The sequence below is a fragment of the Specibacter sp. BI4 genome (genome assembly GCF_056680095.1).
This window is the reverse complement of the sequence record NZ_CM155265.1, coordinates 464,967-489,508: the sequence shown is the minus strand read 5'-3', so window position 1 is coordinate 489,508 and position 24,542 is coordinate 464,967. Positions and strand designations below refer to the sequence as shown.

Below are 24,542 nucleotides of genomic sequence, written 5' to 3'. Positions count from 1 at the left end.
AGGAACCAGGCCTTCCTGACGGCGTGCAGATCCAATTGGTTCCAACGAACTGCCCGTCGAAGTGCCCGGCCGGCGTTTTTGGGCAGCTGGAGGTCGCCTACGAGCTTGCGGTGGATGGCTGGCAGGTGCGGAAAATTGAGACCGGCAGGGGATTGGAGGCGATGCGCCTTCTCGTACTCCCCGGCCCATCGGCAGCCGCCACCGGGACCGCTCGCAGCTCCCGTGCCACGGCGTGTGGCGAGAGTTACGCACAGGGGTGAGCGCCCGGCGTCGTGCTTACGGTAAGATAGACAAGTCTGTGCTGGCACCGGGACCACTCACCGAGTGGAAGGGGCGCCAGTCAGGCACTGCAAATGAACCTCCTGTTACGGAAATGCCGTAACCGCCTAGACCAAAGGAGGTGGGTTCACATATGCGTCCTTACGAACTGATGGTAATCATCGACCCCGATGTTGATGAGCGTACCGTTGAGCCGTCGCTTCAGAAGTTCCTGAATGTCATCACCACCGATGGTGGAACCATCGAAAAGGTTGACATCTGGGGCCGTCGTCGCCTGGCTTATGACATCCAGAAGAAGTCTGAAGGTATCTACGCCGTGGTGAACTTCACCGCTGAGCCTGCTACCGCTCAGGAACTTGACCGCTTGCTTGGTATCAACGAGACCATCCTGCGCACCAAGATCACACGTCCGGAAGAGCAGAAGGTTGTTGCCGAGTAATTTCGGTCAACCCTTTATAGCTTTTTCTTTGTAGGAAAACACCAAGCAGGAAGCAGGAGCAGATGGCAGGCGATACGACTATCACGGTCATTGGTAATCTCACCGGTGACCCGGAACTTCGGTTTACCCCGAGCGGTTCAGCAGTAGCGAACTTCACCGTTGCGTCGACTCCGCGGACCTTGGACCGCCAGTCAAACGAGTGGAAGGACGGCGAAACGCTGTTCCTCCGCGCGTCGATCTGGCGGGAAGCGGCCGAAAACGTTGCCGAATCCCTGACAAAGGGTATGCGGGTTATCGTTTCGGGCCGGCTGAAGTCGCGGACCTACGACACCAAAGAAGGCGAAAAGCGCACCGTCATGGAGCTTGAGGTCGACGAGATCGGCCCCTCGCTGCGCTATGCCAACGCCAAGGTCAACCGCACCCAACGCTCCGGCGGTCAGGGTGGGGGCAACTTCGGTGGCGGCAATGGCGGCCAGGGCGGAAACTTCGGCGGCGGCAACGCCGGCGGGGGACAAGGCGGCTTTGGTGGCGGCAATTCCGGCGGAGGAAACTTCGGCGGCAATGGCGGCCAGCAGCAGCAATCCGCACCGGCAGCTGACCCCTGGGCAACGCCCGGCGGCAGTTCTTCCGGTGGCTGGGGCGCAGGCGCGGATAACTCCGAGCCTCCCTTCTAATAAACGTTTTACAAGAAATGTGCGGCAACCGCCGTACGCACTCCATCCCGCGGATTAATATCCACGGGCTCCACGAATACTAAGGAGCTCCACGATGGCTAAGGCTGAACTCCGTAAGCCCAAACCAAAGTCCAATCCCTTGAAGGCCGCTGACATCACCGTCATCGACTACAAGGACGTAGCATTGCTGCGCAAGTTCATCTCTGATCGCGGAAAGATCCGTGCGCGTCGCGTCACGGGTGTCACCGTCCAGGAGCAGCGCAAGATCGCCCAGGCAATCAAGAATGCCCGCGAAGTTGCACTGCTGCCCTACTCCGGCGCTGGCCGCGGTTAAGGGAGATAAATAAACATGGCAAAGCTCATTTTGACCCACGAAGTAAGCGGCCTCGGTGCCGCCGGCGACATCGTTGAGGTGAAGAACGGTTACGCACGTAACTTCCTTCTGCCCCGCGGCTTCGCCCTGACCTGGAGCAAGGGCGGTGAGAAGCAGGTGGAGACCATCAAGGCTGCACGTGTTGCTCACGCACACGCTTCCATCGAGGCTGCCCAGGAGCAGGCAACTGCCCTGCAGGCACACCCCGTTGTGCTCAAGGTCAAGGCAGGCGACTCCGGCCGCCTGTTCGGCACCGTCAAGGCTGCCGACGTTGCAAAGGCTGTTGCCGATGCAGGTCTGGGAACCATTGACAAGCGCAAGGTTGAACTGCCCGCTCACATCAAGAGCACCGGCAAGCACACTGCAACGCTCCGTCTCCACGACGACGTTTCAGCTGTCATCACCTTGAACGTTGTAGCTGGCTAACACCCGCTGCACCGCTTCAAGGCGCCCGGTCCCCGTCATGGGGGCCGGGCGCTTTGTTTAATGGCGCTGGGACTGCAGCGACTGGATGTTCCCGGTGGTGGTGTGCCGGTAGGTCATGGCGATCAGTTCGCGAAGCACTGCCAGGTCGACGTCGGCCAGCTTGTTGATGTACACGCAGGCCGCACTTGAGGTGAACTTGCCCAACTTCTCCAGCAGGGGTGCCGCGGCCGGCGGATATGTCAGTCCGTAAATGACAAGCTTGGCTTTCCGTGGTGAAAATCCGACGGCGGCCGCGTCACCTTCACGCCCCGACGCGTACTTGTAGTGGTACTCGCCAAAGCCGATGATGGTGGGTCCCCACATGCGCGGCGGTGCACCTGTGATTTCCTGCATCATATCCACCAGCACGAGCGCGTCGGCGCGACGCCTTGCGGTGGTGTCCACAGTGTTGATGAAGGCCATCGGATCCACAGTCCTGGGGACTGTCTTGTTGGCCGTCCGGGACTCCTTCGGCGGGGCAGGGGCAGCGCCCATGGTTTGTCTCCTGTCGTTTCCAGCAGCGTGGCACCCGCAAACCAAGTAACGGGTGGGGCTCATGCCTGTGCCCAGCTTGACGCATTTGCACAAATTTGTACATGTCGGGGCGCGTATGGAGGCGCGCGGGTCCGCCGGCGCGGGCCCGGCGGGATATCCACAGCGAGACATATATCTGTGGATATCAGGCCCACTACTCCTGAGTAGCCCCAGCGTCAAGCTGTCTCTTTGGTCTCGGCTTTGTGGGCATAAATATTTTCCTCCACAGGCGGTGGACAGTGTTTATGCAGGTCAGGGTCCTGTTTGTGGACTCAGCTGCGACTTATCCACACGCTTGCCCACATCCTGTGCACAAGCAGGGGCAGTTAATGCACCGGTTGTCCACAGGCATGGTGGACAACGGGGTTGGTGGATGCCCTTTCAGCGTCTAACGTTGCAACTGAGCTCTCCGCATCGACACCTTTGTCGGCACCAGCTGGTAAGGAGTGGCAGCACCAGGAAACACATCACCGAGAGGTGGTGCAGGCCCGGCCAGCAGGGCAGAAAGAGGGCATCAAACATCATGTCGGCTCCAACCAAAGAATCAGGGTCTTCCTCCCGCGAACCGGATTTCGCCAGGACACCGCCACAGGACCTCGTCGCTGAACAAAGCGTCCTGGGCGGCATGATGCTCTCCAAGGACGCCATCGCGGATGTTGTTGAAGTCCTGCGCGGCAGCGACTTCTACCGCCCCTCCCACGAAAGCATCTACGAGGCCACCCTCGACCTCTACGGACGAGGCGAGCCGGCCGATGCCGTGACAGTGGCCGACGAGCTGACCAAGCGCGGCGAGATCACAAAAGTCGGCGGCGCCGCATACCTGCACCAACTGATCCAATCAGTGCCCACGGCTGCCAACGCCGGGTTCTACGCTGAGATCGTTGCCGAGCGTGCCGTGCTGCGCCGGTTGGTCACGGCTGGAACCAAAATTGTTCAAATGGGCTACTCGCAGGACGGCGAAGTTGAAGAAGTCGTCAACGCCGCCCAGGCCGAGATCTTTGCCGTGGCGGAGCGTCGCACCACAGAGGACTACGTGCTTCTGAAGGACGTCATGGAAGCCACCGTAGATGAAATTGAGGCATCGGGGCACAAAGGCCAGGGCATGACTGGCGTGCCCACCGGTTTCTATGAATTTGATGAACTGACCAACGGTTTGCACCCGGGACAGATGATCGTGATTGCGGCCAGGCCGGCCGTTGGCAAGTCGACGTTTGCCCTTGACTGGGCGCGTTCGGCAGCGATTGACCACAATATGGCCACAGTGGTGTTCTCCCTGGAAATGGGCCGAAACGAAATCGCCATGCGCCTTCTGTCGGCCGAGGCCACCATCAGCCTCCAGGACCTGCGCAAGGGAACAGTCAAGGACGACCAGTGGTCAAAGATCGCAACGACGATGGGCAGGATGAACGAGGCCCCGCTCTTCATCGATGATTCCCCCAACATGTCACTGATGGAAATTCGAGCCAAGTGCCGCCGCCTGAAACAGCAGCACGACTTGAAGCTGGTTGTCCTTGACTACCTCCAGCTGATGTCCTCGGGCAAGCGTGTTGAATCCCGCCAGCAGGAAGTTTCCGAATTCTCCCGTGCCCTGAAGCTGCTGGCCAAGGAACTGCAGGTTCCGGTGGTCGCACTGTCACAGCTGAACCGTGGCTCCGAGCAGCGAACCGACAAGAAGCCCATGGTTTCGGACCTGCGTGAATCGGGATCGATCGAGCAGGACGCCGACATGGTGATCCTCCTGCACCGTGAAGACATTTACGACAAGGAATCCGCCCGCGCAGGCGAGGCGGACGTGATCGTGGCCAAGCACCGTAACGGTCCCACCAAGACGATCGTGCTCGGCTTCCAAGGCCACTACTCACGCTTTGCCAACATGGCCAGCGACAGCGGCCAGGGCTACTAGCCGGCGGATGGGGCACTCCCGGGGACAGAGATTGTTGAGCGATGGCTGAGCCAGTGACGCCGCAGGGCGCCTCCGCGCCCGACCGCCGCTCAACGGCAAGGGCGATCCGGGGACTGGCCATCCCCGCCTTTGGCGCCCTCATTGCCGAGCCGCTGTTCCTCCTGGCCGACTCGGCCATCGTGGGACACCTGGGCGTTCCGCAGCTGGCTGGGGTGGGTTTGGCGGCGACAGTGCTCCAGACAGTTGTGGGGCTCATGGTGTTCCTGGCATATTCCACCACCCCTGCTGTTGCACGGTTGTTGGGAGCCGGCAGGCATGCTGACGCCCTGGCGGTTGGACGGGACGGCCTGTGGCTGGCGGCACTGCTTGGCCTCGTGCTTGGCGTTACAGGCATGTTTGCCGGCGGCGGTCTGCTGAACGCCATGGGTGCCAGGGGCGACGTATTTGGGTACGCCCACGAGTACTTCATGATCAGCCTGGCGGGAATTCCCGCCATGCTCCTGGTCATGGCCGCGATGGGTGTGCTGCGCGGCCTGCAGGACACAAAGACGCCGTTGCTGGTTGCCGCAGCCGGGTTTGGCGTGAACATCGTCATGAACTTTTTCTTTGTCTACGGACTGGGGATGTCTGTTGGCGGCGCCGCCCTTGGCACAGTCATCGCCCAGTGGGGCATGGCAGCTGTCTACCTTGTCATCGTGGGCAGGGCGGCCCGCCGCCACAATGTGGGGCTCCGCCCCGACTGGGCGGGCGTGCGGGCGGTCTCGCGGGTGGGCAGCTGGCTGATGCTGCGCACCTTGTCGCTGCGCGCCGCCATCCTGGTCACAGTGGTCGTGGTGACGGCGCAGGGCCCCACGAACCTGGCCGCCCACCAGCTCGCGATGACACTCTTCAGCTTCCTGGCCTTCGCCCTTGACGCGCTTGCCATCGCCGCCCAGGCCCTGATCGGCAAGGAGCTGGGGGCCGGCAACATACCCCAGGTTCGGGTCCTGACCCGGACCATGACGCGTTGGGGTCTTGGTTTTGGCGTGCTCACCGGGCTGGGGCTGTGGGCGGTGTCCGGAGCCGTAGGGTGGATCTTCACCACGGATGCGGGCGTCCATGCGGCGCTGACCGCGGCCCTGCTCGTCATGGCCGTTGGGCAGCCGCTGGCCGGGTACGTCTTCGTGCTCGACGGCGTTCTCATCGGCGCAGGGGACGCCCGCTACCTGGCCCTGGTCGGCCTCGGCAACCTTGTGATCTACCTGCCATTGCTCTTCTGGGTGGCCCAGCTGCAGTTTGGCGACACCGTGCCCGGGATGTTCTGGGTCTGGGCGGCATTCAGTGTGGGCTACATGGGGGCCCGCGGACTGACGCTGGGCTTGCGTGCGCGCACCGGCCGGTGGATGCAGGTCGGTGTGCCTGCCGGCCGCGGCTAGACTTGAAGGGTGAGTGAAACTGCCCTTCCCCAGCCGACCAACGCCAACCCTGCCGCGGACGGCACCACCCCGCTATGGCAGCCTTTGCTGTTGCGGGCCCTGGCCACACTGGCTTTTGGTCTCATTACAGTCTTCTGGGGAGCGCCCGGCGCCCTCGGCCTCTGCGTCCTCTTTGCCGCGTACCTGCTTGCGGTGGCCGCAGCCCAGTACTTGGTTTTGCGCACCGTTGCGCTTCCTCTCGCCGACACGCGGCGGCTGGTGGTGCTGGGCGCCTCCGCCCTGCTGGCCGTTAGCGGCGTGGTGGTGGCCGTCTCGGTCAGCGCGGTTGTGGCCGCCTGGCTGGGCGGTGCAGCCCTTGCCGTCATGGGCGTCGCGGAGCTTTTCGCGGCACTTCACAAGCCTGCCGGAAGTGCCGGAGCGAAATCATCACTTCGCAGCGACTGGATGGTCTCCGGCGTCCTGGGTCTGGGCACGGGGCTTTTGCTGCCCTTCTTCGCCGCGGCCGGGCCGCATGCGTTGATGGGTGTCGCCGGCGGCGGGGCCTTGATGACAGGCGCATTGTGGACGTTGTCAGCTCTCACACTGCGCCATGACGGCGGCAGGGCAAAAGCCCAGTAAACTAGGCACAGTATGTTCTACTGTGCGTAGAATCGCGTGGTGCCTGAGACACCAAACAAGCCAAAGGACCAATTGTGGGCAGTCTAGAGCCGCAGAACCCGAATTCACGGAATTCCATCAAGTTTCCCCTCAGCTTCTCGTTCGCACTGGGGGCAGTTGCCGGCCTTGTCACCTTGGTGGTGTCAGCTGGCGGAACTGACCATGGGCTTCGCTGGGACCTGGGTGCCATTGCCTTCGGCATCGCTTTCGTTGCAACCCTGCTTGTCGCGTCCCTGCTGGTCATGGGCCACAAGGAAAATGACCCCTACCTGAGCGAAGGTTCAGGGGTGAACCGCAAGTCCTCCGACCGTTTGGGCCAGGCAAAAAATGACGCCGCCAATGGTGCCGCGGGGGCCGGCAAAGAAACTGACGACGACGGTAAGTCCGCCGCGAACTAAGCCCGCGGCAGGCCCTTCGGCCGCCTCGGGCACGGACCCGATGTGCTGCCGTGCCGCTCACCGAGGCGTGGCCCTGACGGCCGCGTGGCAGTCACCGCAGTGCCGACAAGCTGTCCTGGATCCGGGCAAAAACGGACGCATCCACCTCAATGCCATTGCGCTTGAGCACCAGTACGGCAGCACCCACCACGCCGTCCTCAACCAACACGGGCGTGATCGGCTCCGCTGTTCCTGAAGTTCCGGCAGTTACAGCTGCCAACAGGCCGACCACCGCCGCCGCCACAGTCCCGCCCTTGGTCAGCACACTGCCACCAAAAACCAGCGGCTGATCCGCCATTCGGCCCGATCCGGCCCGTGCCGGCTGCGCGCCCGGAAGAGTTTCCCCGGCGGAGGCCGGGACTTCCGGCGATGGCGGCCCCGGCTCATCAGCTGCCTCCCCATCAGCGGCAAACCCACTGACGGCCAGCAGGGTGCCGGCAAGGGCCTGGGCCGCACGCTCCATAATGTCTCGGGCAACGGCGTCGTCAGGCACGGCAAACACCAGCGGGGCAAAGCGTGAAAGCTCAATGGCGCTGCGCTCATAGACCTTGAGAATCAGCTGCTGCTGGGCGCGGAGCCGGCCCTGGGTGCGGGCGCCGGGATCGAGGGTGATGTCCAGCTCGGCCAGGACGAGGCCGGTCAGGGCAGTTGCCCGGCCGCGGCCGTCAAGGGCGGATGCGACGGCGCGGGCCACTTCCCTGCCCAGCCAGAAGCCCGCACCCGCGTCTCCCAGCAGCCAGCCGGTCCCATCGGCAACTGCTGCCAATCGGCCGCCTGCAATGCGGGCACCGACGGCACCGGTGCCCGCTATCAGTGCGCAACCATCGTCATGATGGGTTCCAGAGTAAAAGGCTGCCAATAAATCAGATTCAATCATCACATTTCCGGTCAGACCGAGTGTGGCGAACCGGTCCCGGAACAATTGTGTCGGCAGTTCAAGGGATGCGCCGGCCATCGCCAGCAGCACCTCCGAGAAGGGTGCCGGGGTGTCAGCGAGGGCTGTGGCCGAGGCCTGCGCCAGGGCATCCAGTGCCGGCTCAAATCCCCGGGAAACCGGGTTTCCTCCCCCCGCTGTCCCGTACCCGAGACAAAGCCCCGAGGAATTGAGAAATACGGCCCTGGTGGAGGTGCCGCCGGCGTCAATGGCAAGAAAATTGGGCATCGTTATCATTCTGTGTCTAGGTGTGACTTGACTTACATGCGGGACGATAATAGTTTTCATTATGTACCCACTTCTACGAAATGGATTTTCAAATGTCGCCCTTCGCGTCCCCTCTCGCAGCGGTGACAGCTGCCGGCGTCGTGAACCGCATTCAGGCCAAGCTACCTGACATGCCGGCGGCCATGGCGAAAATCGGCACTTACCTTCTGGAGCATCCGCAGGCGCCTCTGGAACTCTCCATCATGGAACTGGCGGAACAAACCAAAACCTCTCCGGCCACTGTGACACGCTTTTGCCGCCTGCTTGGCTACGCCGGCTATGTCCCCTTCCGGGTCAGCATCGCCTCCGAGCTGGGCCGCAGCGACGCCCGCGAGTCCTGGAAGGCCGACATCGGGCGCGCCTTTGGCCCCGACGATTCCCCGCGGGATGTGCTCAGCACCCTCGTCAACGCCCATACGCGTTCACTGGAGGAAACTGCGGCCGTCATGGACCTGTCCCTAATGAACAAGATCGCCCGCCGCATCGCCATGAGCACCCATGTGGACATCTACGGCATCGGCGGCAGCGCGGTCATGGCCGAGGAGCTGCAGTCGCGCCTGTATCGGATTGGCATCAACGCCCACCACTGGTCAGAGGTCCACGCCGGCCTGACAAGTGCAGCCATCCAGGACTCCAACACCGTGGCAATCGGCATTTCAAATACTGGCCGCACCGACGAGACACTGCAAATGTTGCGGGAAGCCGGTGAGGCCGGCGCACTGACGGTGGCCCTGAGCAACAACCCGGGTTCGCCTTTGGCTGAGAGCGCTGATGAATCCATCATCACGTCGGTCCACGAGCAGTTCCTGCAGCCGGACGACCTCTCCGCCAAGCACGTGCAATTGCTCGTCATTGATGTGCTGTATTTGCTTGTGGCCCAAGTGAATTTCGCGCAGACCACCTCAAAACTCGCAGCGTCAGCCATGGCCGTGTCCCCGCACAGGCGCCCCACCAGGGCTGCCCGCCTTGAAGTTGGGACACACCGCGGGCAGCGAAAAATTGGAAAGGGTGAAGATCATTCCTGACACCTTAACTGCCTTTGGACTTGAAGTCTCCAGCAGGCTTGAGGCCATCACGGCATGGGCTGTTGCCGGGGGCGTCAGCGACGCCGCCACCGCAATGGCGGACACGCTCGCCAACGGCGGCGTCATCCAGGCGTTCGGCACAGGCCATTCCGAGGCTTTTGCCATGGAGATTGCCGGCCGTGCCGGGGGGCTGATTCCCACCAGTAAAATCGCCTTGCGCGACCTGGTCCTCCATGGCGTCCGGGGCGTGGCGGAGCTGGACTCGCTGGAAGGTTCCGTATTGGAGCGTGACACGGGGGTTGCCGAGGAGCTGTTCAACCTCTCCCTGATCGATCCGCGCGACATCTTCATTATTGCCTCAAACTCCGGTGTGAACGGCTCGATCGTGGGATTGGCCCTGGCTGCCAAGGAACGCGGCCACAAGGTCATCGCCGTCACCAGCATCGAACACACCAACGCTGTCGAAGCAAAACATCCCAGTGGGCTGCGGCTCAGTGAGATTGCCGATATTGTTATCGATAACAGGGCGCCTTATGGCGACACGACCCTCGAAGTTTCCGGCGGAGGAGGTGTTGGTGCCGTCTCCTCGATCACGGCCGCATACATTGCGCAGCTGCTCACCATCGAGACGACCCAGTGCCTGATCCGTGCGGGGAAGAAGCCGCCCATCTATATTTCAGCAAATATCCCGGGCGGGGACGAACACAATACCGCACTGGTGGGCCAGTATGTTGGCCGGCTCAGGCGTGAGGCATGATTCCAACGGCACGTGGTTGAAGTCAGCTGCATCGCATGAAGTCGACCGAAGGAATTGCAGTGAAATGCAGTAACTGTACTAACAAGTACAACGCCGTACCGATTTAGCGCTCGTACCATCAATGGAAGGCAGTACACAGAATGAACATTCAAAACAAGCCTCTGCAACGTCGTGGATTCCTCCGCGGAGCCCTTGCCACCGCCGTGCTTTTGCCCCTGGGCGGAGCCTTGGCATCGTGTGCAGGCGGCGGCGACTCCCCGTCGAGCTCGGCCGCCCCGGGCGGAGAAGTGGACCCCCAGAAGAACCCTTTCGGGGTTGCCTCATCGGGCAAGCTTGACGCTGTCATCTTCAAGGGCGGGTATGGCATCGACTACGTCGAATTTGCCGGCAAGATCTTTGCCAAGAACTTCCCCGACGTTGAAGTCAGCATCAACCCCTCCACCGACATCGCCCAGGAACTGCAGCCGCGCTTTGCGGGTGGCACCCCTCCTGACTTGATTGACAACTCGGGCGCCAAGTCCATTGGCTTCAGCACCATCCTTGACCAGCTCGAGGACCTCCAGTCAATCGTCGATGCGAACAACCTCGAAGGCACCAAGATCGCTGACACGCTCTTCGCCGGGGTGCTGTCACCGGGCACCTTTGACGGCAAGCTTGCGGCCATCAACTACGTGCTCACCGTATACGCCTGGTGGTACTCCGCCAGCCTGTTCAAGGAAAACGGCTGGACAGTTCCCACCACCTGGGACGAAGCCTACGATCTCGGCACCAAGGCCAAGGAAAAGGGCAAGTACCTGTTTGTCTGGGGCAAGGAAGCCGCAACGTACTACCAGACCATGGCCATCGAGTCGGCCATCAAGGAAGGCGGCGATGAGGTCCGCCTCAGCCTTGAGAACCTGAAGCCCGACTGCTGGTCACTGCCTGCCGTCCAGAGTGTCTTCACCGCCATGGAAAAGATCGTCAAGGCCGGCTACATCAAGCCCGGCGGCTCCGGCACCGTCTTCACGGCCGCGCAGGCCCAGTGGTCCAACGGCCAGGAGGCACTCCTGTACCCGTCGGGTTCCTGGATTGAAAACGAGATGAAGGACCAGACCAAGGCCGGCTTTGAAATGACGGGCGCCCCGATCCCGGTTGTTTCCGCCAGCCCGAAGATCGACCAGCAGGGCGTGCGCTCCGCAGGCGGCGAGCCTTTCGTCGTCCCGACCAAGGGCGCAAATGCGGCTGCAGGCAAGGAATTGCTGCGCATCATGCTCTCCAAGGACGCTGCCACCAACTTCGCCAAGGAAAAGCTGGCGCCCACTGTCGTCAAGGGCACCGTTCCTGCCGACGGCTTCGGCTCCACAGCGCTGGTCTCCCAGACCGGCATGTTGGAGAAGGCAGGCAAGAACATCTTCACGTGGAACTTTGTGGACACCTACGGGATGAACCCCGACCAGCTGGTGCCGTGGAACTCATTCCTCGACGGCAAGCTCGATACTGCAGGCCTGACCAAGGCCCTGCAGGAGATCACCGACAAGGTTGCGAAAGACGATACAGTTACGAAGATTGAAGTGAAGTGACTCAAGCAACACATGACGTTCGATCGGGCGGTGGCGTTGTCGCCACCGCCCGGCGGCGCCGGAAAAAACTGACATTCGACAAGGTCAGCTTTATGGCAGTCTTTTTGGGGCTGCCGTTGGTGATCTATCTGGTCTTTGTGATCTCGCCCTTCGTACAGGCGGTGTACTACTCAATGACCAGCTGGGGCGGCTTCGACAACAACATGCCGTTCATTGGCTTCGACAACTACGTCAAGCTCTTCAACGACGACATCTTCATGATTTCGGTGCGCAACAGCGTCACCTTGGCCGTTTTCCTGCCGGTCATCACTGTGATTTTGTCGCTTGTCCTGGCCACGCTGGTCACGATTGGCGGCAGCAGCCGCGGGCAGATCAAGGGACTCAAGGGATCCGGTTTCTACCGTGTCATCTCCTTCTTCCCCTACGTCATCCCCGCCGTTGTCATCGGCATCATTTGGCAGCAGATTTTCAACCCAAGCAACGGCCTGCTCAACGGCATCCTGACGGGCATCGGCCTGAACGGCTTCAAGGATTACCCGTGGTTGGGCGACTCACGCACGGCCATGATCGCCTCGATGTTCGTTATTGTGTGGGGCTTTGTTGGCTTCTACATGATTTTATTCATTGCGGCCATCAAGGGCATCCCGGCCGAGACGTTTGAGGCTGCCCGCATTGACGGTGCGGGACGTTTCCGCACCGCTGTCAACATCACCATCCCGCTCATCCGCGACAACATCCAGACGGCCTATGTCTACATGGGGATCCTGGCCTTGGACGCTTTCGTCTACATGTCAGTGTTGAACTCCACGGGCGGTCCGGAAAACTCCACGCTCGTCATGTCCCAGAAACTGTTCTCCACGGCCTTTGGCAAGAGCCAGTTTGGTCTGGCGTGTGCAATGGGAGTGGTGCTGGCTGTCATCACCCTGCTCTTCTCTGCCCTCGTATTCCTGGTCAACAGGATGACCGGCGGCAGCAAGGATGTGTCTGAATAATGTCAATCCAACTTTCGAAAACCACGGCACTCAACGACCATGTTGAGCGCAAGGGGCAGGACACCAAGGGTGACAAGGTTGTAGCCGGTGTCTCGCACACGATGCTCGCACTCTGGGCACTGCTGGTGCTCATTCCCCTCGGCTGGACCCTGCTGTCGTCGTTCAAGACGACTTCTGAAATTTTCGCCTCTCCGTTCGCGCTTCCCGCCGACTGGAAATTCGAGAACTACATCAACGCCTGGAACACCGCCGGCATTGGCCAGTACTTCTTCAACACAGTCATCGTGGTGGGGTTTGCCCTGGTCATTGTGATGGTTCTGGGCGCCATGTGCGCCTATGTTTTGGCCCGCTACGTGTTCCCCGGTTCGCGGGCCATATATTACCTGATGCTTGCCGGCCTGACTTTCCCGGTTTTCCTGGCCATCGTGCCGTTGTTTTTCATCCTGAAGAACCTGGGCCTGCTGAACACGCTCCCCGGCCTGATCATTGTGTATGTGGCGTTCGCGCTGCCCTTCACAGTGTTCTTCCTGTTCTCCTTCTTCAAGGCACTCCCGAACGAGATTGCCGAAGCCGCGCAGATTGACGGTGCCGGAGAATGGCGCACCTTCTTCCAGGTCATGCTCCCCATGGCCAAGCCTGGCATGGCCTCCGTTGCCATCTTCAATTTCCTTGGCCTGTGGAACCAGTACTTGATTCCCGTGGCCATCAACACCAAGCAAGAGAACTATGTGCTCTCGCAGGGTATCGCGAGGTATGCAGGTCAGATGGGCTACGCTGTGGACTTCGGTGCACTGTTCGCGGCCGCCATCATTGTCATTGTCCCCGTGCTGATCATGTACGTCCTGTTCCAGCGCCAGCTGCAGGGTTCGGTGTCCGCAGGAACCATGAAGTAGTTTCCCACCCCCGTCGAAATGCCCAAGGGGCCCGCATCACTTCATGATGCGGGCCCCTTGCGGTTTGCTTCCGGCCGGGAAGTGGGCTCAACCGTGGCCACCCCGTGCTGTGACCAGCTGTCCGTCAGGGCACGTTCGGCGGTTCACAGGGATCGGCCCAGCGACTGGCTCACTGCTGCGGGAACTGCCCCGATTTACGACGCCGGTACGCGGCCACGTGGGCCCGGTTGCCGCAGTTTCCGGTGTCGCAATACCTGCGCGACCGGTTCTTGGACAGGTCGATCACGACGGCGCAGCAGTCGGGGGCTGCACACACCTTCAGCCGGTCCAGTTCCTTGCCTCGAATAACGTCCACCAGGGCCATGGCGGCTTCAACCCCCATGCGCTCGGCCAGCGGGGCGGCCGGGGCTGTTGCGTGCAGGTGCCAGTCCCACTGGTCGTGCCTGACAATCTGCGGCAAGGCCTGGGCGCGCGCAAGTAGGGCGTTGACCATGCCTGCCGCGGTGAATTCATCGGAGGTAAAGATGGTGCGCAGTTCGGTGCGCATGTCACGAACAGCCTCAACCTCCGCTGCGGAGTGTTCGCGCGATCCGGAAAACTGCTCCGCCTGCACAAACGCATCGAGTTCGGCCACGGTTTTCATCGTGTCCGGGCCGGTGACGGTGCCGTCCCCGTTGACGGTGATGGGGGCTGTGTTGATCAAATTCACCGCTGACAGAAGAGCCACCTCCGTGTCATGACTAAAGACCATGTTGACTCCTGACAATGTGCGAGCGTAATGTCATTAGTATAACGCCGATCACTCCTGACATTTGGACCATCCGTGACCACTTCAACATTCTCCTTCCGCGTGTCCGCCCCAGGGCCACGCACCGCCCTGGCGTCCCCGGCGCTTGTGCTGGCCTTGATTTCAGCGGCGGCCTTTGCCTTGTCGGGACCCTTCGCCAAGTCGCTTTTCGATGTTGGCTGGTCTCCGGGCGCAGCTGTCGCGGCCCGCATAGGTGGTGCCGCCGTCGTACTTTTCATTCCGGTGGTGATCACCCTGGTGAGGCGCTGGGCCAAGGTCAAGGGGTCGCTGGGGCGGATTGCGATTTACGGCGTGGTGCCGATTGCGCTGTGCCAGCTGTTCTACTTCAATGCGGTGCAGCACCTGTCGGTGGGCGTTGCCCTGCTGTTGGAATATCTCTCGCCCGTGCTGTTGGTGGGGTGGGCGTGGATCATCACCCGGCACCGGCCGCGGTTGCTGACGATTGTTGGCGCCGTCAGTGCCATGGCCGGCCTGGTGCTGGTGCTGGATCTGGCCGGCGGCCAAGAGGTGAGCGTTGAGGGCGTTCTGTGGGGGCTGGCCGCGGCTGTGTGCTCGGCCGTGTTCTTTGTGATGTCGGCCCGCACCGCTGACGACGTCCCGCCCATCCTGATGGCCGGCGGCGGCATGGCGGTGGGTGCGGCCATGATCCTGGGGCTGGGCGCGGTGGGCATTTTGCCCATGGCGTTCACCTTCAACAACCCCGTGTTTGCCGGGACCGAGGTGCACTGGCTGGTGCCGGTGCTCGGTCTGGTGTTGGTCACAACAGTTCTCGCCTACATCATGGGCATCATCGCAACGCGCGGACTGGGCTCGAAGGTGGCGTCCTTTGTGGCCTTGTTCGAGGTGCTGTTCGCGGTGATTTGGGCGTGGATCCTGCTTGGCGAGCTGCCCCGGGCCATCCAGCTGCTGGGCGGCCTGGCGATCATGGCCGGAGTGGTCCTGGTGCGGCTGGACGAGCTGCGCGGATCGCCCCGGCGGGGGCAATCCAGCGCAGTCGACCTTGACGCTGGGCCTGGCGCCGGGCCAGCCGCCGGGCTTGGCGGGATGCCGGCAGAATCGCTACCGGCCGAAGCGGCGCAGCCGTAGCGAGTTTGCCACCACCAGCACCGAGCTGGCGGCCATGGCGGCCCCGGCGATCATCGGGTTCAGCAGGCCCAGCGCGGCGACCGGGATGCCGATGGCGTTGTAGAAGAAGGCCCAGAACAGGTTCGTCTTGATGGTGCCCAGCGTCTTGCGGGACAGCGCGATGGCCGTGGCGACCTGGCCCAGGTCGCTGCCCATGACGGTCAGGTCGGCAGCCGCGATGGCCACATCCGTGCCGGAGCCCATGGCAATGCCGAGGTCGGCCTGCGCCAGGGCGGCGGCGTCGTTCACTCCGTCGCCGGCCATGGCGACCGTGGCGCCGTCAGCCTGCAGCTTCTTGACCGCCTCGACCTTGCCCTCCGGCAGGACATCGGCGTAGACATCCTCGGCGGCAATTCCGACGGCGGCAGCAACCTGTGAGGCCACTGCCGCGTTGTCGCCGGTCAGCAGGATGGGGCGCAGTCCCAGCTTCTTCAGCGTGGCGATGGCCTCCCTGGACCCGGCCTTGATGGTGTCCTTGAGGGCGATCAGCCCCGCAGCGCCACCGTCCACCGCAACCCAGATGGCCGTGGTGCCGCGCTGCTGCTGTTCCAGCAGTGCAGCCGTGGCTGCCTGTGACAGCTCGACGCCGTTTTCTTCCAGCCAGCCTGCCCGTCCGGCCAGCACGGTGCGGCCCTCGATGACGGCACGGACGCCGCCGCCGGGTGCGGACATGAAGTCGGACAGTTCGGGCAGGGTGCCATTTTCGCCTGCCTGTTCGCGGGCGTGGCCCGTGATGGCGTGGGCGATGGGGTGTTCGCTGTGTGATTCGACGGCCCCTGCCAGGCGCAGCAGTTCGGCGGCAGGCACCCGGGTGAGGGGAACGACGTCGACCACTGAGAGGCGGCCCTCGGTGACTGTGCCGGTCTTGTCGAGCAGGATGGTGTCCACCGTGCGGGTGTCCTCGAGGACCTGCGGGCCCTTGATCAGGATGCCGAGCTGGGCGGCGCGGCCGGTGCCGGTCAGCAGGCCAACCGGTGTGGCCAGGCCCAGCGCACAGGGGCAGGCAATGATCAGGACAGCGACGGCGGCCGTGAAGGCGGCCTGGATGTCGCCGCTGAACAGCAGCCACAGTACAAAGGTGATGACAGCGAAGACAAGCACGATCGGTACAAAAACGGCGCTGATCCGGTCCGCGAGCCGGGCGATGGGGGCCTTGGCTGCCTGGGCGGCGCTGACCAGCTTGCCCATTTGGGCGAGAGTGGTTTCGCTGCCGACGCGGGTGGCCTTGACGAGAAGGCGGCCGGAGGTGTTGATGGTGGCGCCGGTGACGGTGTCATCTACCGAGACGTCGACGGGCAGGGATTCACCCGTGATAAGTGAGGTGTCGATGGAGGAAGTGCCGTCGGTGATGACGCCGTCGGTGGCGATCTTCTCGCCGGGGCGGACCACGAAGATTTCATCCACAGCCAGGTCGGCGGCCGGAATTTTGACTTCGACGCCGTTGCGCAGGACGGTTGCCTCCTTGGCGCCCAGGCTGAGCAGCGCCTTGAGTGCGTCGCCGGCCTTCGCCTTGGCCCGTGCCTCCAGGTAACGGCCCAGGAGCAGGAAGGTGATGACGACGGCCGAGACCTCAAAGTACAGCGGGGCATGGCCGGCCATGGCGTTGCCGTGTTCGGTCATCATCGGGTCCAGCCCGAGTTCCACGGCGGAGAACAGGAACGCTGCGCTGACGCCGATGGAGACCAGGGTGTCCATGGTGGAGGCGAAATGGCGGGCATTGATGGCGGCGGCACGGTGGAACGGCCAGGCCGCCCATGTCACCACGGGCAGCGTCAGGATGCCGGCAACCCAGCCCCACTGCGGGAACTGCAAAGCCGGGAACATGGAAATAAGGAAGACCGGGATGGTCAGGATGGCCGCCAGGATCAGGCGCGGACGCAGCATGGACGCCGTGCCGCCATGGGCCATGTGGTCCTCATGGGAACCATGGTCTTCCTCGTGGCCGGCATGGCTGCCGTTCACATGGCCTCCGGGCGCGGAGCCGCCGTCCTGCGCGGCACCCGGGTGGGATCCGCGCGGAAGGGGGTGTCCGGCGTCGTGCTTCACAGCGGAAATGGGAGGGTTCTTCAGCCGGGCCTTGTAGCCGGTGGCCTTGACGGTGTCGAGGATTTGCTGGTCTGACATGCCGGCGGGGACCGTGACCTGGGCTGATTCCAGCGGGAGGTTCACGGAAGCGCTGACGCCTTCGAGTTTGCCCAACTTGCGCTCAACCCGGCTGACGCACGAGGCACAGGTCATGCCCTCGATGTCGATCTCGACCATGCGGGGGCCGGGTGTGGCGGTTTGGGACAAAATGTCTGAGGCGCTCATGGCGCTCCTTAGTCTGTGGGTTGCCTAAATGTTAGCGGGTCAGGCGTCGTTGGCGACGACGAGGTAGCCGGCCTCGGCGACGGCCTCACCGATCTCCGCGGGGTCGAGGGTCAAAGTGGAGGTGACTGTGACCTCGGAGATGCCGCCGGCACGGAGGTCAATGGTGACGTTCTCCACGCCCTTGAGCCCTGACAATTCCTCGGTGACGGAGTTGACGCAGTGGTCGCAGGTCATGCCTGAAACGTTGATGGTGGTGGTGTTGCTCATGTGATCAGCTCCTGAGTAGGCGGGATATGGCGGCAGTGGCCTCGGAGACCTTTTCGGAGACGATCTCCGGGTTGCCGGTGGCCTGGGATTCATTGGCGGCATTGACGACACAGTGGGCTATGTGGTCTTCCAGCAGGCCGATGCTGACAGCATGCAGGGCCTTGTTGACGGCTGCCATCTGGGTGAGGATGTCGATGCAGTACTTGTCCTCCTCGACCATCCGGGCGATGCCGCGCACCTGGCCCTCGGCGCGTTTGAGGCGCCTGAGATAAGCCTGTTTTTCGTCGGTATAGCCGTGGGTGTGCTCTTCAGTGTCCATGTCCGCTGTGTCCATACCCCCAAGGTATACCCCCATAGGGTATTGGTCAAGTACCCCCTGGGGGTATCCGGGCGGAGCGTGGCGTGCCGAGAACGGGGGCAATCCGCCGCTTGCAGGCGCCGTAGTCCCCGAGGATGGGGCGGACCCGCGAGAAAGGCGTATCTTTGGGGGCGTTTCGCGGATTCGCCCCGTTCTCGTGAGGACGGCTGCGGAAATGTCCCGCTCCGGCGGTGTGCGTCAGTCCGCCGCAGCCCGGCAGCTCAAGTTACCAGTGGGTAACCCTTGCCGGGCTGTGGTTCCGGTGGTCGACTTTAACCCATGGAAAACAGCGAAGCCCAGGACACTGCACGCTCCGGAACAACCCACCTGCTGGCCGTGGGCACCAAGAAAGGGCTGTGGCTGGGCACGAGCCCGGACCGGGTGAATTACACCTTCACCGGGCCGCATTTCCTGATGCAGGAGATTCCCAGCATTGGCATCGACACCCGCGGCGGAGCCACCCGCATCCTCGTGGGCCTGCGCAGCGAGCACTGGGGGCCCACGGTGACGCACTCCGACGACCTGGGCGCCACCTGGCACGAACCCGAGAACGGGGCCATCGTCTTCCCGTCCGACACCGAAACCGCCCTGGAGCGGGTGTGGCAGATCCAGCCCGATTCTGCCGGACAGCCGGGCGTCGTGTGGGCCGGCTGCGAACCGATCTCGGTCTGGAAGTCAGTGGATGGCGGCGAACATTTTGAACTGAACAGGGGGCTGTGGGACCACCCGCACCGCTCCGAATGGGGTGCCGGGTATGGTGGCGCTGCGGCGCACACCGTCCTGCCCAGCCCCGCCGACCCCAACACCATCCATGTGGCCATGAGCACCGGCGGCGTGTACCGCAGCACGGATGCGGGCGCGTCGTGGGAGCCCCGGAACAAGGGGATTGGCGCAACCTTTCTGCCGGAGGAAACACCGGAGTTCGGCCAGTGCGTCCACAAGGTTGCCCGCGACGCCAATCATCCCGAGGTGCTGTTCGCGCAAAACCACGGCGGCGTGTACCGCAGCGGCGACAACGGCGACAGCTGGGACTACATTGCCCGGGGCCTGCCTGCGGACTTTGGCTTCACCGTCCTTACCCACCCGCGCCGCTCAGGGACCGCCTGGGTCATCCCCATCAAGGCTGATTCCGAGCGCATCCCGCCGGACGGGCAACTAGCCGTGCATCGAACTGACGACGGCGGGGAGTCATGGACAAGCCTGGCCGCCGGCCTGGCGCAGCCCGAATTCAACGTGGTGCTCAGGGATGCCGCGGGCGTTGACACCGCGGAGCCGGTGGGACTGTTCTTTGGCACCCGAGGCGGCACCGTCTATGCGAGCGCCGACGAGGGCGCGCATTTCAGCGAAGTCCTCACCCACCTGCCGGACGTTTTGTGCGTCCGTGCCGCCACCGTCGACCTGTAGCGGGGCGGTCATGGCCGGGGAAGTGACAATGCTAGTGCCGAGATTGCTGCAGCCACTGGTTGGTGGCAGTGCGGAATTGCGCCTTGACGTGGGGGAGGGGGCAAGTGTCGCCGAGCTGCTGGACGCCATCAAGGCCGAGTTTCCCATCTTTGACCGACGGCTGCGCGATGAAACCGGGGCGCTGCGCAGGTACGTCAACATCTACCTCGACGGCGACGAGCTGCGGCGCCTGGACGGCTTGAAGACCCGGGTGGCCGCGGGCCGTGAACTCATGGTGATCCAATCCGTGGCCGGCGGCTGACCTGGGCGCTGGGCATGCCATCCCGTATTGAAATACTGCGTGGTGTGTTTAGGATGTGAAGAACCTCCAATACACCGAACCTCGGTCGCGCCGCACACGGGCTGAGAGTCGTGACGAGACCAGGGAACGGCTGATCGGCTCGGCCATTGAGCTCTATGCCCGCCATGGCGTGGCGGCAGTTTCCCTCCAGCTCATTGCCGAACATGCCGGCTACAGCCGCGGCGCGTTCCACAGCAACTTTAACGGCAAGGACGAACTGCTGGACGCGGTCTCGGCTGCCGTCATCGCGTCCATAGCACCACAGCTGGACGCCATCCTCACATCCGGCGCCGACAGCCTGGCCCGGCTGGAGGGATACATCCGGTGCTATGTGCAATTCTGCGCGGAACGACCGGAGCGGGCGCAGGCCTTGATCGCCATAGTGCGCGAGCAAAGCCAGCAGCAAAGAGGCAGCTACGAGGCCCGCGCCGGGGAAAGCCTGGCCGGGATTGTCGGGCTTTTTGCCGCCGGGCAGGCTGCGGGGCAGATGCGCGCCTTTGACCCGGAGATGATGGCGTTGACGCTCCGCAGCGCCCTCGACGCCCACTCCCTGGGGTTCACCCGCAGCACCGCACAGTCCGGGACTGCACAATTTGAGACTCCACAGTCCGAGGCCGCACGGCCCGGGTGGGAGTGGCTGGCAGGCGAGATTGCGAGCACTTTTGTGCAAGCGACCCGAAGGGCCGGCAATGACTGAACGACTGTTCAGGGTGACGGTGCGCGGCAGATTTGGGATGCTCGACGGCGGGCAGCCCGCCGAGCTTCTGGCGCAGCAGCACGACCACGGAATGTTTTCGGCACGGTTCACGCCCGAGGGCGTGTTCCTGTACGAGCCTGAACTGGTGAACTTCCAGTTCAGGTACGAGCTGAGCTCCGACGAGCCCAGCCCCGCCGATGCCGAAGTCGAGGTCGCCATGGTGGCCGAAGAGCTGACTGCCGGCGCGCTGCTGGCACGGGGACTCGAAGGCAGAATACTGAAAGTCGCCCTGATCGGCATGGGAAACGCCAAAACGCGGCAACCGGCGGAAACGTCATGAGCGCCGCCGGCCCGGCGGCCTTGCTTGACCTGGTCGACGCGGCCGCAGCTGCCGCATTGGTGCTGGACCGTGCGCTGGCCCGGATTGGCCTCGGGACCGACGAGCTGCGGATGCTTGCCGCCGTGGCGGTAGGCGGATTGGCCGGCACCTCAATCCGCAGCGCGGCCGGTGCGCTGTCCGTGCCAGGCTCCGCAGCGCTGCGCCGCCTGCGGCCACTGGAGAAGCTCGGCTGGATCGAACGCGTCGGACCGGCCGCCTTCATTTTGACGGAGAGCGGGCGCGGGATCGAGGCGGAGGGTCGGGACATTTGCGCTGACGCCACGGAAAAGTACTGCGCGTCCCGTTTCAGCGGGGCTGAACGGGAAACGCTCTCAACCCTGTTGCTGAAGACGGTCCCGGCCCGCCGCGAGGAATAGCGCCCCCACTTTCAGCTGCCGCGAAGGTTAGGGATGAACCACTGCCTTCAGCGCGCCGGGGTTGGTGCCGGCCGTGAGCGCCGCCTCGACGTCGTCAAGGCCGTGCGCTGAGGTGACAAGCCCATCGAGATCCACCTTCCCGGAGGCCGCCAATGCGATGGCCGTTGGCCACGTATTCGCGTAGCGGAATGTTCCCGTGATCATAAGCTCACGGCCCTGAATCAGCGGCACGGGCAGGGCGATGGTGTCCGCGCCCATGCCCACCAGGACGCAGCGTCCGCGCGGTGCCAGCCGGGCCAGCCCGCCCAGGATGGCCCTTTCGGCGCCGCTGGCATCGATGAACACGTCAAACTCCGGCTCCACGGGAGGCTGTCCGGCGGCCGTAAAAGTATGCGCTGCACCGTATGTTTCCGCAATTTCGAGGCGTTCGGCACGCACGTCCGTCAGGGTGACGATCGCCCCGGCCAGCTGGGCGACCTTCGAGATCAGCAGCCCGATGGGGCCGGCTCCGGCGACCAGCACCTTGTCACCAAGCTGGACCCGTCCGGCCGCCCTTGCGGCAAGCGCCACGCTGAGCGGCTCCAGCAGTGCAGCGGCATCGTCCGAAACAGAGTCTGGAACAGGGTGGCAAAAAGCCGCCGGATGCACTGCATACTCGGAAAACACCCCGTCGATGGGAGGCGTGGCAAAGAACCGCACGCCCGGGTCCAGGTTGTAGCAGCCAGCCAGCGACTGCTTCGACAGCGGGTCCGGAATCCCAGGCTCTAGGGAGACACGCTGACCCACTGTTCGGTCTGTGACCCCCGTCCCGAGCGAAACGATGACGCCGGCGGGCTCGTGGCCCAACACCAGCGGGGAATCGACAACGAAGCTGCCGATCCGGCCCTCAGTGAAGTAGTGGGTGTCAGATCCGCACACCCCCACCGAGGTGATGCGCACCAGCACCTCGCCGGGACCAGGTGTGGGTACAGGGCGCTGTTCGGTGCGCAGCTCGCCCTGCCGAACAAGGACCGAGGCCGTCATTGATTCCGGGAGCGGGGATGCGGGGGCGGCTGGTTCAGTGTTGTGTGGCGCCACGCTTCTACTTCACCGCACCCATCGACAGGCCGCGGACGAGCTGCTTTTGTGCGACCCAGCCGGCAATGACGACGGGCAGCGAGGCCAGCACCGAGGCGGCCGACAGCTTGGCCAGGAACAAGCCCTCGCTGGTCATTTGGGAAACCAGGAACACCGGCACCGTGGCCGCATTGGCGGCTGTGAGGTTCAGGGCGAAGAAGAACTCGTTCCAGGCAAAGATCACGCAGATCAGGGCCGTGGCCGCCAGCCCGGGGGTGACCATGGGGATCAAGATGGTGCGCAGGGTCTTGATCAGCCCGGCCCCGTCCATGGCCGCAGCCTCAAGGACCTCGGCCGGCACTTCCTGGAAGAAGGAACGCATCATCCACACGGCAATCGGCAGGTTCATGGCCGTGTACAGGATCACGAGCGTGCCAATGTTGTCCAGCACCTTGAGCTGCCCGGCGATTACGTAGATGGGCATGATGACAGCCACGACGGGAAGCATCTTGGTGGAGATGAAGAAGAACAGCACATCCGAAGTTTTCTTCACCGGCCGGATGCTCACGGCATAGGCGGCCGGCACCGCCAGCAGGACCACAAGGATGGTGGAGACACCCGTGGCGATCAGCGAATTCAGGAAGTAGGCGCCCGCGCCGTTGCTCAGCACCGCCTCAAACTGCTCGAAGGTGGGCACGAAGAGGAACACCGGAGGGTTTGACGCCGCGGCCGATTCGGGCTTGAAGGCCGTCATGACCAGCCAGATCACCGGGGCGAAGAAGACAAACGCAAGCACCCACGTAACTGTGGTGATGCTGGAACCGGCGAAACGCCGTCGTGCTTCACGGGACTTCCGCTCAGCCGATTTCGGTGCCGGGGAAATGGAGGTGGGGGTGGTGAGGGTGTTGGTCACGGCTTAGTCCTTTGCGTCAAAGCTGCGGAAGATCAGGCGGAGGGCGAAGGTGGCGATGATGATCGTGGCGATGACAACCACAACGCCCATCGCGGCCGCCTGCCCGATGTCGAAGCCCAAGAAGGCCCGCTGGTAGATGTAGAACGGCAGGTTGGCGCTGGCGGTGCCCGGTCCGCCGGCGGTCATGAGGTAGATCTGGTCAAAGGTGTTGACGACGTAGATGGTGCCCAGCAGGACGCCCAGCTCAATGTAGCGGCGGAGCTGGGGGAGCGTGACCCAGATGAACGTCTTGGTCCAGCCTGCGCCGTCGATCTGCGCGGCTTCCAGGACGTCCTTGGGCTGGGATTGGAGTCCGGCCAGCACCAGCAGCATGGTGAACGGGGTCCACTGCCATACGAGCGCCATGAGGATCGAGACGATCGGGTGCTGGGACGTCCAGTCAACCGGCGGGATGCCCACGAGTGAGATCACCCAGTTCAGCAGGCCGAAGCTCGGGTTCAGCATCGAGATGCTCCACAGGGTGGCGCCGGCTACGGGCATGATGAGGAACGGTGTTATGAGCATGGTGCGCACAATGCCCTGGCCGCGGAACTTGCGGTCCAGCAGGAGGGCGAAGATGATGCCCAGGAGCATTGCGAGGAACACGCAGCCGAGGGTGATGACGATGCTGTTCAGGGCGGAGCTGCGGAACGTGGAGTCCATGAAGATGTCCACATAGTTTTGCAGGCCGTTGAACTCGTTGCCGTCGGGGCGCAGCAGGTTCCAGTTGCGCAGCGAGTACCAGATGGTGACAAGGAACGGCAGCTGCGTGATGATGATCGTGAAGATCAGGGCCGGGAGCAGCGGGCCGCGGCGGCGCCAGCCTTCTGCCTTGGACATGCCTGTGCTGTCCTTGGTGGATTTGC

General features: G+C 63.2%; 28 protein-coding genes. 19 read left to right on the top strand and 9 right to left on the bottom strand.

What is annotated here, in order from left to right:
* Positions 1-412: 412 nt before the first annotated feature.
* From rpsF to rplI, 4 genes are all read left to right on the top strand, one after another.
* A complete protein-coding gene (rpsF, locus tag AC1L6K_RS02365) occupies positions 413-718 on the top strand; it encodes a 30S ribosomal protein S6 (protein WP_459321999.1) in 306 nt (101 codons plus the stop codon).
* A 62-nt stretch (positions 719-780) separates the two neighbouring features.
* Positions 781-1,392, top strand: a complete 612-nt coding sequence (locus AC1L6K_RS02360) for a single-stranded DNA-binding protein (protein ID WP_480951145.1) — start codon at positions 781-783, stop codon at positions 1,390-1,392.
* Between the two features lie 94 nt (positions 1,393-1,486).
* On the top strand, positions 1,487-1,726 hold the full coding sequence (gene rpsR, locus AC1L6K_RS02355; RefSeq protein ID WP_003800144.1) for a 30S ribosomal protein S18: 240 nt from the start codon (positions 1,487-1,489) through the stop codon (positions 1,724-1,726).
* A gap of 15 nt (positions 1,727-1,741) precedes the next feature.
* On the top strand, positions 1,742-2,191 hold the full coding sequence (gene rplI / locus AC1L6K_RS02350) for a 50S ribosomal protein L9 (RefSeq protein WP_480951144.1): 450 nt from the start codon (positions 1,742-1,744) through the stop codon (positions 2,189-2,191).
* A gap of 57 nt (positions 2,192-2,248) precedes the next feature.
* Here rplI and AC1L6K_RS02345 read toward each other — a convergent pair whose 3' ends face one another.
* Positions 2,249-2,725: a DUF1801 domain-containing protein gene (locus AC1L6K_RS02345; RefSeq protein ID WP_480951143.1), complete on the bottom strand. Its 477-nt coding sequence runs from the start codon at positions 2,723-2,725 to the stop codon at positions 2,249-2,251.
* Positions 2,726-3,287: 562 nt separating this feature from the next.
* Here AC1L6K_RS02345 and dnaB point away from each other — a divergent pair.
* From dnaB to AC1L6K_RS02325, 4 genes are all read left to right on the top strand, one after another.
* Positions 3,288-4,667 (top strand): replicative DNA helicase, encoded by a 1,380-nt coding sequence (gene dnaB / locus AC1L6K_RS02340; protein ID WP_444532274.1) that lies wholly within the window; start codon positions 3,288-3,290, stop codon positions 4,665-4,667.
* Positions 4,668-4,708: 41 nt separating this feature from the next.
* Positions 4,709-6,082, top strand: a complete 1,374-nt coding sequence (locus AC1L6K_RS02335; protein WP_480951142.1) for an MATE family efflux transporter — start codon at positions 4,709-4,711, stop codon at positions 6,080-6,082.
* Positions 6,083-6,091: 9 nt separating this feature from the next.
* Positions 6,092-6,700, top strand: a complete 609-nt coding sequence (locus AC1L6K_RS02330) for a hypothetical protein (RefSeq protein WP_480951141.1) — start codon at positions 6,092-6,094, stop codon at positions 6,698-6,700.
* A 74-nt stretch (positions 6,701-6,774) separates the two neighbouring features.
* Complete coding sequence (locus AC1L6K_RS02325; RefSeq protein ID WP_480951140.1) at positions 6,775-7,137, top strand: hypothetical protein; 363 nt, start codon at positions 6,775-6,777, stop codon at positions 7,135-7,137.
* A 91-nt stretch (positions 7,138-7,228) separates the two neighbouring features.
* Here AC1L6K_RS02325 and AC1L6K_RS02320 read toward each other — a convergent pair whose 3' ends face one another.
* The gene (locus AC1L6K_RS02320) at positions 7,229-8,338 is read right to left on the bottom strand and encodes an N-acetylglucosamine kinase (protein WP_480951139.1); all 1,110 of its coding nucleotides are present in this window, start codon (positions 8,336-8,338) and stop codon (positions 7,229-7,231) included.
* A 92-nt stretch (positions 8,339-8,430) separates the two neighbouring features.
* Here AC1L6K_RS02320 and AC1L6K_RS02315 point away from each other — a divergent pair, with 92 nt between their 5' ends.
* The 5 genes from AC1L6K_RS02315 to AC1L6K_RS02295 all read left to right on the top strand — a co-directional run bounded on the left by AC1L6K_RS02315 (position 8,431) and on the right by AC1L6K_RS02295 (position 13,603).
* A complete protein-coding gene (locus AC1L6K_RS02315; RefSeq protein ID WP_480951138.1) occupies positions 8,431-9,402 on the top strand; it encodes a MurR/RpiR family transcriptional regulator in 972 nt (323 codons plus the stop codon).
* Positions 9,386-10,159 carry a sugar isomerase domain-containing protein gene (locus AC1L6K_RS02310; protein ID WP_480951137.1) on the top strand — a complete coding sequence of 258 codons (774 nt, stop codon included), beginning with the start codon at positions 9,386-9,388 and terminating at the stop codon, positions 10,157-10,159. Before AC1L6K_RS02315 ends, AC1L6K_RS02310 begins: the two co-directional genes overlap by 17 nt.
* Before the next feature lie 140 nt (positions 10,160-10,299).
* Positions 10,300-11,718, top strand: a complete 1,419-nt coding sequence (ngcE, locus tag AC1L6K_RS02305; RefSeq protein ID WP_480951136.1) for an N-acetylglucosamine/diacetylchitobiose ABC transporter substrate-binding protein — start codon at positions 10,300-10,302, stop codon at positions 11,716-11,718.
* Complete coding sequence (locus AC1L6K_RS02300; protein WP_480951135.1) at positions 11,715-12,710, top strand: carbohydrate ABC transporter permease; 996 nt, start codon at positions 11,715-11,717, stop codon at positions 12,708-12,710. Before ngcE ends, AC1L6K_RS02300 begins: the two co-directional genes overlap by 4 nt.
* Before the next feature lie 101 nt (positions 12,711-12,811).
* Positions 12,812-13,603: a carbohydrate ABC transporter permease gene (locus AC1L6K_RS02295; RefSeq protein WP_444532287.1), complete on the top strand. Its 792-nt coding sequence runs from the start codon at positions 12,812-12,814 to the stop codon at positions 13,601-13,603.
* A gap of 169 nt (positions 13,604-13,772) precedes the next feature.
* Here AC1L6K_RS02295 and AC1L6K_RS02290 read toward each other — a convergent pair whose 3' ends face one another.
* Entirely contained in the window at positions 13,773-14,354 is a 582-nt protein-coding gene (locus AC1L6K_RS02290) for a CGNR zinc finger domain-containing protein (RefSeq protein ID WP_480951134.1), read from the bottom strand.
* Between the two features lie 72 nt (positions 14,355-14,426).
* Between AC1L6K_RS02290 and AC1L6K_RS02285 the strand changes: the two genes are divergently transcribed.
* Complete coding sequence (locus tag AC1L6K_RS02285) at positions 14,427-15,497, top strand: EamA family transporter (RefSeq protein ID WP_480951133.1); 1,071 nt, start codon at positions 14,427-14,429, stop codon at positions 15,495-15,497.
* On the opposite strand, the gene AC1L6K_RS02280 is transcribed toward AC1L6K_RS02285, so the two are convergent.
* From AC1L6K_RS02280 to AC1L6K_RS02270, 3 genes are read right to left on the bottom strand one after another with little or no spacing between them, the layout of a single operon-like run.
* Positions 15,471-17,846 carry a heavy metal translocating P-type ATPase gene (locus AC1L6K_RS02280; protein ID WP_480951132.1) on the bottom strand — a complete coding sequence of 792 codons (2,376 nt, stop codon included), beginning with the start codon at positions 17,844-17,846 and terminating at the stop codon, positions 15,471-15,473. The genes AC1L6K_RS02285 and AC1L6K_RS02280 overlap by 27 nt on opposite strands.
* Before the next feature lie 39 nt (positions 17,847-17,885).
* Positions 17,886-18,113 carry a heavy-metal-associated domain-containing protein gene (locus tag AC1L6K_RS02275; RefSeq protein ID WP_480951131.1) on the bottom strand — a complete coding sequence of 76 codons (228 nt, stop codon included), beginning with the start codon at positions 18,111-18,113 and terminating at the stop codon, positions 17,886-17,888.
* A gap of 4 nt (positions 18,114-18,117) precedes the next feature.
* The gene (locus AC1L6K_RS02270) at positions 18,118-18,432 is read right to left on the bottom strand and encodes a metal-sensitive transcriptional regulator (protein WP_480951130.1); all 315 of its coding nucleotides are present in this window, start codon (positions 18,430-18,432) and stop codon (positions 18,118-18,120) included.
* A gap of 318 nt (positions 18,433-18,750) precedes the next feature.
* On the opposite strand from AC1L6K_RS02270, the gene AC1L6K_RS02265 reads away from it, so the two are divergent.
* The 5 genes from AC1L6K_RS02265 to AC1L6K_RS02245 are packed head-to-tail and all read left to right on the top strand — an operon-like array spanning position 18,751 to position 21,668.
* The gene (locus tag AC1L6K_RS02265; RefSeq protein WP_480951129.1) at positions 18,751-19,875 is read left to right on the top strand and encodes a WD40/YVTN/BNR-like repeat-containing protein; all 1,125 of its coding nucleotides are present in this window, start codon (positions 18,751-18,753) and stop codon (positions 19,873-19,875) included.
* 28 nt (positions 19,876-19,903) lie between these two features.
* Entirely contained in the window at positions 19,904-20,176 is a 273-nt protein-coding gene (locus AC1L6K_RS02260; RefSeq protein WP_480951128.1) for a MoaD/ThiS family protein, read from the top strand.
* Between the two features lie 55 nt (positions 20,177-20,231).
* Positions 20,232-20,912, top strand: coding sequence for a TetR/AcrR family transcriptional regulator (locus AC1L6K_RS02255; protein ID WP_480951127.1), 681 nt, complete (start codon positions 20,232-20,234; stop codon positions 20,910-20,912).
* Entirely contained in the window at positions 20,905-21,252 is a 348-nt protein-coding gene (locus AC1L6K_RS02250; RefSeq protein WP_480951126.1) for a DUF6204 family protein, read from the top strand. The genes AC1L6K_RS02255 and AC1L6K_RS02250 overlap by 8 nt, the downstream gene beginning before the upstream one ends.
* Entirely contained in the window at positions 21,249-21,668 is a 420-nt protein-coding gene (locus AC1L6K_RS02245; protein ID WP_480951125.1) for a hypothetical protein, read from the top strand. The genes AC1L6K_RS02250 and AC1L6K_RS02245 overlap by 4 nt, the downstream gene beginning before the upstream one ends.
* Before the next feature lie 27 nt (positions 21,669-21,695).
* On the opposite strand, the gene AC1L6K_RS02240 is transcribed toward AC1L6K_RS02245, so the two are convergent.
* The 3 genes from AC1L6K_RS02240 to AC1L6K_RS02230 are packed head-to-tail and all read right to left on the bottom strand — an operon-like array spanning position 21,696 to position 24,516.
* Entirely contained in the window at positions 21,696-22,745 is a 1,050-nt protein-coding gene (locus tag AC1L6K_RS02240) for an NAD(P)-dependent alcohol dehydrogenase (RefSeq protein WP_480951124.1), read from the bottom strand.
* 4 nt (positions 22,746-22,749) lie between these two features.
* Positions 22,750-23,637: a carbohydrate ABC transporter permease gene (locus tag AC1L6K_RS02235; protein WP_480951123.1), complete on the bottom strand. Its 888-nt coding sequence runs from the start codon at positions 23,635-23,637 to the stop codon at positions 22,750-22,752.
* A 3-nt stretch (positions 23,638-23,640) separates the two neighbouring features.
* Positions 23,641-24,516, bottom strand: coding sequence for a carbohydrate ABC transporter permease (locus tag AC1L6K_RS02230; RefSeq protein ID WP_480952676.1), 876 nt, complete (start codon positions 24,514-24,516; stop codon positions 23,641-23,643).
* Between the last annotated feature and the right edge of the window lie 26 nt (positions 24,517-24,542).

Excerpts from the sequence above, each read along its gene's own strand:
- rpsF (WP_459321999.1), top strand. The coding sequence starts at position 413 with ATGCGTCCTTACGAACTGATGGTAATCATCGACCCCGATGTTGATGAG.
- AC1L6K_RS02360 (WP_480951145.1), top strand. The coding sequence starts at position 781 with ATGGCAGGCGATACGACTATCACGGTCATTGGTAATCTCACCGGTGAC.
- rpsR (WP_003800144.1), top strand. The coding sequence starts at position 1,487 with ATGGCTAAGGCTGAACTCCGTAAGCCCAAACCAAAGTCCAATCCCTTG.
- rplI (WP_480951144.1), top strand. The coding sequence starts at position 1,742 with ATGGCAAAGCTCATTTTGACCCACGAAGTAAGCGGCCTCGGTGCCGCC.
- AC1L6K_RS02345 (WP_480951143.1), bottom strand. The coding sequence starts at position 2,725 with ATGGGCGCTGCCCCTGCCCCGCCGAAGGAGTCCCGGACGGCCAACAAG.
- dnaB (WP_444532274.1), top strand. The coding sequence starts at position 3,288 with ATGTCGGCTCCAACCAAAGAATCAGGGTCTTCCTCCCGCGAACCGGAT.
- AC1L6K_RS02335 (WP_480951142.1), top strand. The coding sequence starts at position 4,709 with ATGGCTGAGCCAGTGACGCCGCAGGGCGCCTCCGCGCCCGACCGCCGC.
- AC1L6K_RS02320 (WP_480951139.1), bottom strand. The coding sequence starts at position 8,338 with ATGCCCAATTTTCTTGCCATTGACGCCGGCGGCACCTCCACCAGGGCC.
- AC1L6K_RS02315 (WP_480951138.1), top strand. The coding sequence starts at position 8,431 with ATGTCGCCCTTCGCGTCCCCTCTCGCAGCGGTGACAGCTGCCGGCGTC.
- ngcE (WP_480951136.1), top strand. The coding sequence starts at position 10,300 with ATGAACATTCAAAACAAGCCTCTGCAACGTCGTGGATTCCTCCGCGGA.
- AC1L6K_RS02295 (WP_444532287.1), top strand. The coding sequence starts at position 12,812 with ATGCTCGCACTCTGGGCACTGCTGGTGCTCATTCCCCTCGGCTGGACC.
- AC1L6K_RS02290 (WP_480951134.1), bottom strand. The coding sequence starts at position 14,354 with ATGGTCTTTAGTCATGACACGGAGGTGGCTCTTCTGTCAGCGGTGAAT.
- AC1L6K_RS02280 (WP_480951132.1), bottom strand. The coding sequence starts at position 17,846 with ATGAGCGCCTCAGACATTTTGTCCCAAACCGCCACACCCGGCCCCCGC.
- AC1L6K_RS02275 (WP_480951131.1), bottom strand. The coding sequence starts at position 18,113 with ATGAGCAACACCACCACCATCAACGTTTCAGGCATGACCTGCGACCAC.
- AC1L6K_RS02270 (WP_480951130.1), bottom strand. The coding sequence starts at position 18,432 with ATGGACACTGAAGAGCACACCCACGGCTATACCGACGAAAAACAGGCT.
- AC1L6K_RS02265 (WP_480951129.1), top strand. The coding sequence starts at position 18,751 with ATGGAAAACAGCGAAGCCCAGGACACTGCACGCTCCGGAACAACCCAC.
- AC1L6K_RS02260 (WP_480951128.1), top strand. The coding sequence starts at position 19,904 with ATGCTAGTGCCGAGATTGCTGCAGCCACTGGTTGGTGGCAGTGCGGAA.
- AC1L6K_RS02250 (WP_480951126.1), top strand. The coding sequence starts at position 20,905 with ATGACTGAACGACTGTTCAGGGTGACGGTGCGCGGCAGATTTGGGATG.
- AC1L6K_RS02245 (WP_480951125.1), top strand. The coding sequence starts at position 21,249 with ATGAGCGCCGCCGGCCCGGCGGCCTTGCTTGACCTGGTCGACGCGGCC.
- AC1L6K_RS02230 (WP_480952676.1), bottom strand. The coding sequence starts at position 24,516 with ATGTCCAAGGCAGAAGGCTGGCGCCGCCGCGGCCCGCTGCTCCCGGCC.